Origin of the sequence: Streptomyces sp. NPDC051364 (assembly GCF_040682115.1) — a bacterium.
GTDB lineage: Bacteria > Actinomycetota > Actinomycetes > Streptomycetales > Streptomycetaceae > Streptomyces.
Map to the genome: position 1 here is coordinate 192,301 of NZ_JBFBAH010000006.1, position 12,540 is coordinate 204,840.

Consider the following 12,540-nt stretch of genomic DNA (forward strand, 5'->3'; position numbering starts at 1 on the left):
CCCGTTCACTCGGCCACGTCGATGGTGCAACGGTTGGATTCCACTCCGGCGGCCGTGACCACCTGGACGTCGATGCGCCCGGGTTCCACTTCCGCCGGGACCGGCACCGTCAGGACCGAGTCCGAGGGGTTGGTGAAACCGCCCGCGACCGGCACCAGCGGCACGTGCACGTGCACCGCGCCGACCCGTACGACCAGCCGGGCCAGCATCTCCGGCGTCTGCGCCCCCGGCGGTACGAAACCCACGCCGCGGATCTCGATGTCGTCGCCCGGCCGGATGGCCGCGTCGAAGTCGCCGGGCTCCCGTCTGCGGACCACCGACAGCACCAGCGGACGGGTCACCTCCGCGTACTTCGCCGCGAGGTACACCGCCGCCGACAGGGCCACCAGCACGGCCAGCGCCCACGGCAGCCGCGGCAGCCGGTCCGGGAACCGGGCCATCGACACCGCCGCGAAGGCCAGCACGACCGTGGAGACCAGCACGTACTGCGCGTCCGGGAAACTCCCGCGGCCCGCGTCGTCCGTCAGCAGGTCCACCCCGCGCGGCCGGTCCGCCGGCAGCTTCTGCATCCGCTGGGCCATGATCCGTACGGTGACCACCCGGCGCACCAGCACCGCCACGGCCGAGGTCAGCGCGACCACCGCCAGCAGCGGCAGCGCCCGCCCCAGCGCCAGCCCCGCGTACAGCGCCTGCCGCTCCGGCCCGGGCGAGGAGGCCGCCAGCCGCAGCGCGGGCAGCAGCGCGGCGAACGCCGTCAGCACCACCCACGCGCTCGGCACCGCCTTCGAGGTGGACAGCCGGTTGTCCTCCCCGACCAGCGGGGCGAGCAGCCCGCCGCGCACCGACTGGGCGCGGGCGGCGACCGTGAGCAGCCCGGCCAGGACCACCGCCGCGAGCAGCCCGGCGGTGCGCGCCGCGGACCAGCCGGTGCCGAGCGCGGTGCCGACCTGGACCAGCAGCAGCACCCCGGCGGCGATCCACACGGCGAGCACGGCCCGCCGCGAGAACAGGTACAGCCAGGAGTTGCCGGCCTCCCGGCCCCGGTCGGCGACCGTACGGGCCGACAGGGTCAGCTCGTCGGAGACCCACTGCCGGGACGCCCCGGCGGACCGGGCCACCGCCGCCGGCAGGCCCTGGCCCGCGGCGAACTCGTCCCTCTTCTCCGTGAACGCGGCGACCGCGCGCCGGTGCCCCTCCTGCGCGCCGTGCGGGCAGTCGTCACAGGTGCAGGTGCCGCCGTGGGTGCTGCGGGACATCTCTTGGACAGCCACGTGCGTACCGCCTCTCTGAACTACGGTGCAATGCCAGCGAATTGTGCACCACTGCGGCACTGCTCCGGATTGCGCACGATGTCAGAGCAGGTGATTAACCGTTCATGATGTTGACGTCACCCGCCCGGCCCAGTCCCGCGTCACGGGGCGACGGTCTGCCAGAGGGGCTGGTAGCTGACCCAGGCGGCGAGATCCGAGCCGAACCGCTCCCGCGCCGCGAGCGCACTGCGGTGGTCGACCGGCACCGGCTTTCCGGCGGCCCGCGCGATCAGCTGCACCTGCGCCGCGCGCTCCGCCGCGACGAACCACCAGGCCGCCGCGTCCACGGAGTCGCCGACCGTCAGCAGCCCGCGGTTGCGCAGGACCAGCGCCTTGTGCGGGCCCAGGGCGCGGGCGATCCTCCCCGAGTCCTCCGGCCCCGCGAACCCGTCCAGGAGTGCGTGGTCCTCGTAGAAGGCGCAGGCCTCCTCGCTGATCGGGGCGAGCAGTTCCCCGAGCGCGGCCAGCGCCCTGCCGTACGGGGCGTGCGTGTGCACCACGGAGACGGCCTCGGGGCGGGCCCGGTGCACGGCCGCGTGCACGGCGAAGGCCAGCTCGTTGACCCGCCGGTCCCCCCGGCGCACGCGTCCGTCCCCGTCGACGAGGAGCAGGTCGTCGGCGGTGAGTGCGGACAGGGCCTGCCCGAAGGGGTTCACCCAGTAGCAGTCCTCGAACTCCGGGTCCCGCGCGCTGGCATGGCCGGTGACCCCGTCCTCGTACCCGAGCCGCCCGAACAGCCGCAGCGCCCCGGCCAGCCGCTCCTTGCGGTACGCGCGCTCCTCGGCCGCCCCGGTGTGCACGGGCGGCATCGAGAACCGCAGCCGGTCCACCGGGACGGGTGCGGGTGCGAGTGCGGGCTGCTGGGCCATGGGCGCTCCTTCGACGGCTCGGCTCGGCTCGGCTCGGCTCGGCTCGGCTCGGCTCGGCTCGCGGCGCAAGGTACCGGCGGCTCCCGCAACAGGCCATACCAACGGCGAAGCCGCCGCTCCCCGGGGGGAACGGCGGCTTCGTCACGGGCGGCGCGTGGGGACTACTCCCACTCGATGGTGCCCGGGGGCTTGCTCGTGCAGTCGAGGACCACGCGGTTCACGTCCGGCACCTCGTTGGTGATGCGGGTGGAGATCTGGGCGAGCACCTCGTACGGCATGCGCGTCCAGTCCGCGGTCATGGCGTCCTCGGACGAGACGGGGCGCAGCACGATCGGGTGGCCGTACGTGCGGCCGTCGCCCTGGACGCCGACGCTGCGGACGTCCGCGAGCAGGACGACCGGGCACTGCCAGATCTCGCGGTCCAGACCGGCCGCGGTCAGCTCGTGGCGGGCGATGGCGTCGGCCTCGCGGAGCAGGTCCAGGCGGTCCTTGGTGACCTCGCCGACGATGCGGATGCCGAGGCCGGGGCCCGGGAAGGGCTGGCGCTGGACGATCTCGTCGGGCAGGCCGAGCTCCTGGCCGACCATCCGGACCTCGTCCTTGAACAGCTGGCGCAGGGGCTCGACGAGCTCGAACTCGATGTCGTCCGGGAGGCCGCCCACGTTGTGGTGGGACTTGATGTTCGCGGTGCCGGTGCCGCCGCCGGACTCGACGACGTCCGGGTACAGGGTGCCCTGGACCAGGAAGGCAACCGCGGGGCCGTCCTCCTGGAGGATCTCCAGCTGGGCCTGCTCGAAGACGCGGATGAACTCGCGGCCGATGATCTTCCGCTTGGTCTCCGGGTCGGAGACGCCGGCGAGTGCGCTCAGGAAGCGCTCCTGCGCGTCGACGACCTTCAGCTGCACGCCGGTGGCGGCGACGAAGTCCTTCTCGACCTGCTCGGTCTCGCCCTTGCGCATCAGGCCGTGGTCGACGTACACGCAGGTCAGCTGGGAGCCGATGGCCTTCTGGACGAGGGCCGCGGCGACCGCGGAGTCCACGCCGCCGGAGAGGCCGCAGATGGCGCGCTTGTCGCCGACCTGCTCGCGGATGGCCGCGATCTGCTCCTCGACGATGTTGCCGGTGGTCCAGGTGGGCTCGAGGCCGGCGCCGCGGTAGAGGAAGTGCTCCAGCACCTGCTGGCCGTGCGTGGAGTGCATCACCTCGGGGTGGTACTGCACGCCGTACAGCTTCTTCTCGTCGTTCTCGAAGGCCGCGACCGGGACGACGTTCGTCGACGCGGTGACGGTGAAGCCCTCGGGGGCGGCGGAGCAGGCGTCGCCGTGGGACATCCACACCGACTGGTTCTCGGGGGTGCCCTCGAAGAGGGTCGAGCCGGCCTTGGAGACGGCGAGCGGCGTACGGCCGTACTCGCGGGCGCCGGTGTTGTCGACGGTGCCGCCGAGGGTGGTCGCCATCAGCTGGAAGCCGTAGCACATGCCGAAGACCGGGACCCCGGACTCGAAGAGGGCGCGGGCCTCGTCCAGACGCGGGGCGCCCTCCTCGTAGACGGAGGACGGGCCGCCGGAGAGGATGATCGCCTTGGGGTTCTTGGCCAGCATCTCGGCCACGGGCGTCGTGCTGGGCACGATCTCGCTGTAGACCCGAGCCTCGCGGACGCGGCGGGCGATGAGCTGGGCGTACTGGGCGCCGAAGTCGACGACGAGAACCGTGTCCGGGGCGCTGTCGTGGGCGGCGGAGGGTGCTTCTGGCACGGGGCGGCCTTCCGGCGGAAGAGGTGGCTGTTTTGTCGATTCTACCGGTGGCGCCGGCCGCCACTTTGTCGCACCATCCGAGGCCCACGTCACGGTGACGTCCCGCGACACCCCGGTCACAGCGCCCGCCGCGCCTCCCCGATCACCCGCTGGGCGTCGGCCCCGTAGACGGCGGACTCCCGCAGGGTGTTCCACACCCGGAGGTACGTCGCGACGCCGCCCGCGTCGTCGATCCAGAGCTCGGCGTGCCAGTCCTCGACGATCACCAGCCGCTCGTCATAGATCCAGAACCCGTTCCCAGGGTGGATCTTCAACGGCGCGGTGAAGGGGATGACGCCCAGCTCGACCGTGTCCAGGCCGATGATGCTCAGCAGCCGGTCGAGCTGCGCCGCCAGGACCGACGCCGGACAGACCCGGGCGTGCAGCGCCCCTTCCCACATCATGATCAGATGCCGCTTGTCGGAGTCGTACAGCGCTTCCTGACGGCGGACCCGTGCACGCACGGCGTCCTCGGTGTCCCGAGGCGACTGCATGAGTTCGGCGTGCCGGGTGAAGACCGCGCGGGCATAGTCGGCTGTCTGGAGCATGCCCGCGACGACGCAGTTCTCCCAGATGCGCAGATTGCTGGTGCGGGCGTGTTCGGCGGTGATCGCGTCCTGCACCACGCGGTGGCCCGAAGCCAGTTGGCGGCGCCAGGAGCGGATGTGCGATTCGAGGCCGCCGAGACGCGCGTGCAGTTCGCCGGCGGCGCCGGGCTGACCGGTCGCCTCGGCCCATGCCTTGAGGTCCTCAGCGGTCGCGGTCTGGCGGCCGTTCTCCAGCTTGTAGATCTTGGAGTGCGGCCAGCCGAGCCGGTCCGCGAGCTGTGTCCCGGTGAGCCTGCCGCCAGGCGCCGAGACCCGCAGGTCCCGGAGCCTGGCGCCGAGGGCGGCTCGCGCCGCCTGGAAGTCTGTGCTCACCAGGACACGCTACTTCGCGGTCTGGTCATCCGGTCAGGCCCGCGGCGAACTCCTCGTACCGCACGGCGTAATGCCAAGCAACGTCCCGTACCTGGGCGTAGCGGTTGACCTCCGCCGGCTCGGTGATCAGCTCGACGTCGAGCAGGTTGTCGTCGTCGTCGAAGTTGAGCAGGACGGCGAATCGGGAGTCGAAGATCCAGAAATCCTCAGCCGGCAGGCGCAGACGGTTCGCTTCCGCACGCGAGAGGTTTCGGATGTCCTCCCCCACCGCGCAGTTGCGCTTGGCGTTGTCGAGCAGGTACAGCTGCCCGGGCGTCGGCGGGTCGTCGACGAGCCGCACGCGCTCGACCCGCTTTCCCTGGGAAGTCTGCGACCGGATGGTGCGTGACCACTCGTCGTCGTAGTCCCACTCGACGGGCAGACCTGCCGTGAACTGGGCGTAGGTTTCGGCAGCTTCGTCGGAGGCGAAGCGGCGCCGCGTCTCCAGCCGCCAGGCGGTGTGCTCGAAGGTTTTGAAGAGCCGCCCGAACGCGTCCAGGTCGATGATGCGCGGCACGCGGACGACTTCCTTGGGGCCGAAGTCGACCAGCAGCTCTCGCGGGACCACGATCGGGATTTCACCCTCGCCCAGGTGCTGGAGCTGCGCGATGTCCTCAGGGTCACTGAGCGGGGTTCCGTGAACGATGACCTCTCGGCTGTCCAGGTCTTCGTGGACGGCCGGGCAGCCGCCACCCACTGATCCCGTGCCGTTGAAGCGCAGTCGACGCGCCATGGTCACACCCTTTCGCCGGAAACTGGTAGGCCCAGCATTCATGGGACCGCGATCGCCGCGATAGTCCATACCCGAGACCATCCGAGAACATGCGAGAACACCCGGCCGGCGTACGAGAACAGTCGAGAACATCGGATGGCACCATCCAACAAGCCAGTCCTAGCGTCCAGTTCATGGCAACTCGGACCACCATGAGCCCGCCCGTCCACCTTTCCCTGCCCCTCGACGCCCCCAGACCGGCCGTCGGCTGTGACGTGTGTGCGGCGCTGGCCGGGCAGCGTTCGGAGGCGTACCGGCGGGGGGACCGCTCGGCGGTGTCGGACTGCAACGTCGAGATCGTCGCGCACCGCGGGCGGAGCCGGTGCTGAGCCCGCGCGGCGTGTTCCGGTACGTAGCGCACACCATCCGGCATGCCCCCGAGGGCGGGATCACCTACGAGGTGTTCTGCGCCGCCTACCGGTGCGGGGCGGAGTCGGGCCCGCAGGACGAGCAGGGAGCGGCACAGGAGTGGGCGCTGCGGCACACGGGCCGGACCGGCCACGACCTGTTCCGCCGGGTGTTCACCGACCATGCGCGCGTCACCCGGGACGCCGAGCCGTCTCACGATCCGGGCCGGGTTGGCCCGGGCGGGGGCGGGCGGCCATAATCCACTCCATGCGCAAGCAGCTGAGCTTCCTCTTTACCTATGGCACCGGCCGGTCCGGTCGCCATGGGTCCTCGTGATGCTCGCTTGAGCCGCTGACTTCCCAGAGCGCCCCGGTCCGACAGGACCGGGGCGCTCTGGCGTTTCCGCTCCTGCCGGAACTACCCACAGGAGTAAGAACATGACCGTGACCACCACCCCCGCGCAGCTGATCGCCGACTCCCGCCGGCGCATCGACGCCATCGACGACCGGATCATCGGCCTGATCCAGGAGCGGATGGCCGTCTCGACCGTCATCCAGGAGGCCCGGATCTCCTCGGGCGGCCGCCGGGTAAACCTCTCGCGCGAGATGGAGGTGCTCGAGCACTGGCGCGATGCCCTCGGGAAGCCCGGGACCGCACTCGCCATGACCCTGCTGGAGCTGTGCCGCGGCCGCGTCTGACGCCGTCCCCGCCCCGTGCGCCTGCGCCTGCGCCTCTCGCGCCTCTTACGCCTGTTCGTCACTCGTCCGGACCGTGACCGGCCCCGACGGGCTTCGTTGGTGTGGATGGCCGCGTCAGCCAGGCGCGGGACCGAGCACCACGCGTGGCTCCGCCGGAGCGATGAGACGTACGGCCCGTCGGGGACGTGCGTCGTGGGACCTCGCTCCTTCGCGTGACCGGACGGCAGGGGACAGCAGCCCGGTCACCCCAAAAAAGGACGGCCGGCCCAGGGGACGCCCCGAGCCGGCCGTTCTCTGTGTTTCCGGCGCTTACGCGTGCCCGCCGGACCGGCGGCGCACCCCCACGTACAGCGCACCGCCGACGGCCACGGCCGCCAGCGCGCCCAGCGCGACCGGGCCGACGGAGCTGCCGGTCGAGGCCAGGTTGCCGCCCGTACCGCCGACAGCGGTGGTGGAGGACGACGCGGAGGGCGTGGCCGACGCCGAGGCGGACGCGGACCCGGACGGCGACGGCGACGCGGAGGCCGAGGTGCTCGGGCTCGGGCTCGTGCCGCCCTTGACCTCGACCACGAACGCGGCCTGGGCGTTGCCCGCGACCGGGTCGAAGGCGAGCGGCTTGGTGCCGCCCGCGACCGGCTCGCCGACGGTGACCGAGCCCTTGGCGTCCGCCACGGCCTTGTCGATCTTCATCGCGAACCGGCTGGCGTACGTACCGGGGACGTCCGCGAACAGCCCGCCGTCACAGAAGTAGCGCGGCGCGCCCAGCTGCTCCGCGCGGTCGCTCCCGTCGGCGTTGACCGCGCGGCAGTTCCGGGGCACGTCGGTGACCTGCACGCCGGCCGGCATGACGATGTCGGTACGGGCCACGCTCTGGCCCGAGCGCAGGTGGCTGATCACGGCCGGGCCCTTGTTGCGGAAGCCGAGCTCGGCCACGACCGTGTCGCCCACCTTGCCGGAGGGCGAGGCGGTGACCGCCTCGAAGTCGGCCCGGGCGCCGTTGGCGGTGAACTCGAAGCTGCGCTGGTTGTCACCGGGGTTGAGGTCGGTGTTTTCGGCGTGCCTGGCGTCCCGCGGGTCCGGGTTGGAGTCCGTGACCGGCACCGCGGCCGGCGCCTTGACCAGCTTCAGCTTCTTGCCGGTGGCCGGCTTGTCATCGGGCGCGTCCTTGCTGGGCGCCGGGTCGGGGACGACCCCGTACCTCAGCTGGTCCCGGTAGGCGCGCTCGGTCGTCTTGAGGTGCAGCGGGGAGTCGGGGGCGAGCTGGTAGGACTCGCCCGGCAGGAACTCGCCCTCGACGAGGCACACCGTGGTGGCGCCCATACCGCCGTGGTCCTGCCGCCGGCAGTTGTCGTACGTCTCCACCGGCTCGAGGCCGGCCGAGGTGTCCAGCTCCAGCGCCACCGACTTGGCGGGCAGCGTGCCCCGGTTCGCGAAGGCGAGCGGCAGGTCCTGCTGCTCGCCGGCCGTCACCTCGGCCTTGGGCTTCAACTCCCCCAGGTGCAGGTCGGGGCCGCCGACGGTCAGCTTGGTGGTGACGGGCGTGACGCTCGCCCCCGTCACCTTCCCGGTGATGGCGATCTCGCCGCTTGCGCCGTTCTTGCTGCCCTGGGCGGCGGCGACGAGCAGGTCGAAGCGGTTGTCGGCCGGGTTGCCGGCCGACAGGCCCTGCTGCTTGCAGACGATCGCGGTGGCGCTCGCGGTGCAGTTCGGCCGGGGCTTGGCCGGGTCGAGCCGGACCGACGCCACCCCGGCGACCTTGGTCAGGTCGACGGTGACGGTGAACTCGCCCGGGAAGCTGTTCCCGGGGCCCACGTAGTCGAGGGTGTAGCGAAGGCTCCGCTCCTTCGGGGCGCCCGTGTCCGGGTACGGCTGGAGCACCTGGGCGGAGGGGCCTTCGAGCGGGAAGGCGGGTTCCGCGGCGAGCGCGGGGGCGGCCACGCCGAGGCTCAGCGTCGCCAACCCCGTAGCTGCCAAAAGGGAGATGCGCTTGTCCATGAAGATCGAGACCGCCGAGGGCGGGTCACAGTTGCACACTTCGCGGCGTGACGGGCATCACATGCAACCATCCGGACTGATCACCTGTCACTTATGTACGCGGCGGCGGGTTCTGCGCTCGGAGGGGGAGCGCAGACCCTGCCGCCGCTACACGTGTCACGCCTTCTTCGGAACCTCCGGCACCGGCAGCAGCAAAGGCAGCCGCAACGCGCCGAACGCCTCCTTCGGGACCGCCGGACGGGCGGGTTCCACCGCCGCCAGCCGGGCGTAGGCCCCGCCCTGCTCCGGCCTCGGGTCCTGCTCGCCGTTGTTCGGCCAGTACGACATCGCCCGCTCCGCCTGCGCCGTGATCGTCAGCGACGGGTTCACCCCGAGGTTCGCGGAGACTGCCGAGCCGTCCACCACCGAGATGCCCGGGTGCCCGTACAGCCGGTGGTACGGGTCCACCACGCCCTCCTCCGCGGAGGCGCCGATCGGGCAGCCGCCGAGGAAGTGCGCCGTCAGCGGGGTGCCCATCAGCTCGCCGATGTTGCTGCCCGGGAAGCCGTTGATCTCCTCGGCCAGCAGGGTGGCCGCCTCGGTGGCCTCCTTGATCTGCACCGGGTTCGGCGCGCCGTGCCCCTGGCGGGCGGTGAGCAGGCCCTTCCCGAGCCCGCCGGGCTTGCGGTACGTCGTCAGCGAGTTGTCCAGCGACTGCATGACCAGCCCGATGATCGTCCGCTCCGACCAGCGCCGGTTGGACAGCGAGCGCGCCAGCTGCACCGGGTGCTTCGCGGTCCTGGCGAACCAGGCCCGGACCCGGTGCCTGCTGAACGGCACCTGGAGGACGGTCATGAACCCCATGGCATTGGAGCCCTTGCCGTAGCGGACGGGCTCGATGTGGGTGTCGGCGTCGGGGTGCACGGACGAGGTGATCGCCACACCCCGGGTGAAGTCCGCGCGCTGCTCCTTGCCGGGGCCCGCGCCGGGGCGCCGACGGTAGCGGCGGTCGTCGGTCTGCGCGCCGACCAGGCCCTCCGAGTTGGTCCGGGTCAGCTCCCCGAGCCGGTCCGAGATCCGCGGGAGGAGCCCGTTGTCCTTCATGGTGTGCAGCAGGGTCTGGGTGCCGTAGGTGCCCGCCGCGACGACCACGTACCGGGCGCGCAGCTCCTTGGCGATTCCCCGGCGGCGCGCGTCGGTGGGGACGGTACGGATCCGGTAGCCGCCGTCGGGGTGCTCGGCGAGCGCGGTGACGGTGGTCATCGGGTGGATGACGGCGCCGGCGCGCTCGGCGAGGTGCAGGTAGTTCTCGTTCAGGGTGTTCTTCGCGCCGTGCCGGCAGCCGGTCATGCACTCGCCGCATTCGGTGCAGGCCTTGCGGGCGGGGCCGGCGCCCCCGAAGTACGGGTCGGGCACCTCCTGGCCGGGGCGGGCCTCGCAGCCGCCCTCGGCGTCCGCGCCGTCGCCGAAGAAGACGCCGACCGGGGCCATGTGGAAGGAGTCCCCGACGCCCATCTTCTCGGCGGCGGCCTTCAGGTGGACGTCGGAGGGGGTCAGCGTCGGGTTGAGGCGTACGCCGAGCATCCGCTTGGCCTGGTCGTAGTACGGGGCGAGTTCCTCGCGCCAGTCGGTGATGGACGCCCATTGCCGATCCTCGAAGAAGGCGGCGGGCGGCACGTACAGGGTGTTGGCGTAGTTGAGCGAGCCGCCGCCCACCCCGGCGCCCGCGAGCACCATCACGTTTCCGAGCAGGTGGATCCGCTGGATCCCGTACAGCCCGAGGGCCGGGGCCCAGAGGTAGTTCCGCAGGTCCCAGCTGTTGCGGGGCAGGCTCTCGCGGGTGAACCGGCGCCCCGCCTCCAGGACGCCGACCCGGTACCCCTTCTCGGTCAGCCGCAGCGCCGAGACCGACCCTCCGAAGCCCGATCCGATGACGATGACGTCGTAATCGTGGTCGTACGACACTGCTTGTGCCTCCCGGTTGGGTCTCAGCGGTCTCGGGGAAGTGGGGTGCGTTTGCGCGTCGTGCGGTGCGGTGGATCGCACGGCGGAGCGGCGCCCCCGTACCGGGCGCACTCGGGTGCCGCGACAACGCGGCGACGTGCCGTGCCGGGCGACGCGGGGGCGTGCCCCACTTCCCCGAGACCGCTCAGCGCAGACGGAGAGCCTTCATGACCTTGAGGCTGCGGGTCATGAACGCCGCGTACTTCTCATCGTCCATGCCCAGCGAGGGCGCCATCGGCAGCAGCCGCTGGTGGGCGACGGTCTGGGCCTCGGTGTACTTGAGGATGCCCTCGGAGCCGTGGCGGCGGCCGAGGCCGGAGTCCTTCATACCGCCCATGGGCGCCTGGGCGCTGCCGTAGGCGGGGGCGTAGCCCTCGTTGATGTTGACCGTGCCGGTGCGCAGGCGGGCGGCGACGGCGTGGCCGCGGCGGGCGTCCTTGGTCCAGACGCTGGAGTTGAGCCCGTACGCGGTGGAGTTGGCCTGCGCGACGGCCTCGTCCTCGTCGGTGAACCGGTAGATGGAGACGACCGGGCCGAACGTTTCCTCGCCGCAGACCGCCATCGGCGCCTCGACGCCGTCGAGGATGGTGGGCTCGTAGAACAGCGGGCCGATGTCGGGGCGGGCGGTGCCGCCCGCGACGAGGGTGGCGCCCTTGGCGACGGCCTCGTCGACGTGCCGCTGGACGGTCTCCAGCTGGCGCTCGCCGACCAGCGAGCCCATGTCCGCGCCGTATGCGAGGGAGGCGCCGAGCCGCATGGCCTTCGTACGGGCGGCGAAGCGCTCGACGAACGCGTCGGCGATCGAGGCGTGGACGTACAGCCGCTCGATGGAGATGCAGAGCTGGCCGGCGGAGGAGAAGCAGGCGCGGACGGCGCCCGCGGCGGCCTTCTCGATGTCGGCGTCGTGCAGGACGAGCATGGCGTTCTTGCCGCCGAGCTCGAGCGAGACCCCGACGAGGCGGGCGGCCGCGCCCTGGGCGACCTCGCGGCCGGTGCGGGTGGAGCCGGTGAAGGAGACGTAGTCGGCGTGCCGGACCACCTCGGGGCCGACGACGGGTCCGTCGCCGAGGACTATCTGGAAGACCTCGGCGGGCAGTCCGGCCTCGATCAGCAGGTCACGGGCCCACAGGGCGGTGAGCGCGGTCTCGGTGTCGGGCTTCATGACGACGGCGTTGCCGGAGACGAAGGCGGGCAGCGCGTCACCGACGGACAGTTCGAGGGGGTAGTTCCAGGGCGCGATCTGGCCGACGACCCCGCGCGGCTGGCGCAGCTCGGTGACCTTGGTGAGGGTGGGCATGGCGCCCGTGTGGCCCTTGGGGCGCAGGTACGCGGGGGCCTTGCGGCCGTAGTGCCGGGCGGCGATGGCGACGGCCTGGACCTCCTCGTGGGCGTGCAGGCGCGCTTTGCCGGTCTCCAGCTGGATGAGGTCGAGCACCTCGGCCTGGCGGGCCAGGACCAGGTCGTGGAAGCGCAGCAGTACGGCGGCCCGCTTGCGTGCGGGGACCGCGGCCCAGGCGCTCTGGGCGGCGCGGGCCCGGTCGAAGGCCTCGGCCACGTCCTCGGGGGTGGCCTCGGGCAGGTCCGCCAGCTCGGCCCCGGTGAACGGGGTGTGGTTGGCGGTCCGGCCGGAGCCGATCACTCCGCGGGTGAGCCGGGTGACCAGGTCGGGGGTCACCACGTCGGCGGCGGTACGGGCACCGGCCGGGGCGGGGGCGACCGGGTTGGTGGGCTGCGGTGCGCTGCGGAGGGGGGCCGGGGCCTGCGAGTCCGTCATGGCGGTGAGCGTATTCCGCCTGCGGGGCTTTGGGTACCC

The 12,540-nt window shown here is 72.1% G+C and carries 10 protein-coding genes and 1 pseudogene; 3 read left to right on the plus strand and 8 right to left on the minus strand.

Annotation, left to right across the window (positions count from 1 at the left end; genetic code table 11):
• Positions 1 to 5 precede the first annotated feature (5 nt).
• From AB0M76_RS15530 to AB0M76_RS15550, 5 genes are all read right to left on the minus strand, one after another.
• Complete coding sequence (locus tag AB0M76_RS15530; protein ID WP_365953354.1) at positions 6 to 1,271, minus strand: hypothetical protein; 1,266 nt, start codon at positions 1,269 to 1,271, stop codon at positions 6 to 8.
• Between the two features lie 140 nt (positions 1,272 to 1,411).
• Complete coding sequence (locus AB0M76_RS15535) at positions 1,412 to 2,179, minus strand: class II aldolase/adducin family protein (RefSeq protein WP_365953355.1); 768 nt, start codon at positions 2,177 to 2,179, stop codon at positions 1,412 to 1,414.
• A gap of 161 nt (positions 2,180 to 2,340) precedes the next feature.
• On the minus strand, positions 2,341 to 3,933 hold the full coding sequence (gene guaA, locus AB0M76_RS15540) for a glutamine-hydrolyzing GMP synthase (protein ID WP_365953356.1): 1,593 nt from the start codon (positions 3,931 to 3,933) through the stop codon (positions 2,341 to 2,343).
• A 116-nt stretch (positions 3,934 to 4,049) separates the two neighbouring features.
• Positions 4,050 to 4,892, minus strand: a complete 843-nt coding sequence (locus AB0M76_RS15545) for a helix-turn-helix transcriptional regulator (RefSeq protein ID WP_365953357.1) — start codon at positions 4,890 to 4,892, stop codon at positions 4,050 to 4,052.
• A gap of 25 nt (positions 4,893 to 4,917) precedes the next feature.
• Complete coding sequence (locus AB0M76_RS15550) at positions 4,918 to 5,664, minus strand: DUF6879 family protein (protein WP_365953358.1); 747 nt, start codon at positions 5,662 to 5,664, stop codon at positions 4,918 to 4,920.
• 173 nt (positions 5,665 to 5,837) lie between these two features.
• Between AB0M76_RS15550 and AB0M76_RS15555 the strand changes: the two genes are divergently transcribed.
• The 3 genes and pseudogenes from AB0M76_RS15555 to AB0M76_RS15565 form a co-directional block, all read left to right on the plus strand.
• On the plus strand, positions 5,838 to 6,032 hold the full coding sequence (locus AB0M76_RS15555; RefSeq protein ID WP_365953359.1) for a hypothetical protein: 195 nt from the start codon (positions 5,838 to 5,840) through the stop codon (positions 6,030 to 6,032).
• 11 nt (positions 6,033 to 6,043) lie between these two features.
• Positions 6,044 to 6,310 carry a hypothetical protein gene (locus AB0M76_RS15560; RefSeq protein ID WP_365953360.1) on the plus strand — a complete coding sequence of 89 codons (267 nt, stop codon included), beginning with the start codon at positions 6,044 to 6,046 and terminating at the stop codon, positions 6,308 to 6,310.
• A 142-nt stretch (positions 6,311 to 6,452) separates the two neighbouring features.
• Positions 6,453 to 6,749: pseudogene (locus tag AB0M76_RS15565) on the plus strand (chorismate mutase); the annotation flags it as partial.
• A 309-nt stretch (positions 6,750 to 7,058) separates the two neighbouring features.
• Here AB0M76_RS15565 and AB0M76_RS15570 read toward each other — a convergent pair.
• From AB0M76_RS15570 to AB0M76_RS15580, 3 genes are all read right to left on the minus strand, one after another.
• On the minus strand, positions 7,059 to 8,708 hold the full coding sequence (locus AB0M76_RS15570; RefSeq protein WP_365953361.1) for a peptidase: 1,650 nt from the start codon (positions 8,706 to 8,708) through the stop codon (positions 7,059 to 7,061).
• Between the two features lie 192 nt (positions 8,709 to 8,900).
• Entirely contained in the window at positions 8,901 to 10,688 is a 1,788-nt protein-coding gene (locus AB0M76_RS15575) for a GMC family oxidoreductase (RefSeq protein WP_365953362.1), read from the minus strand.
• Positions 10,689 to 10,872: 184 nt separating this feature from the next.
• Positions 10,873 to 12,501 (minus strand): succinic semialdehyde dehydrogenase, encoded by a 1,629-nt coding sequence (locus AB0M76_RS15580; RefSeq protein WP_365953363.1) that lies wholly within the window; start codon positions 12,499 to 12,501, stop codon positions 10,873 to 10,875.
• Positions 12,502 to 12,540 lie beyond the last annotated feature (39 nt).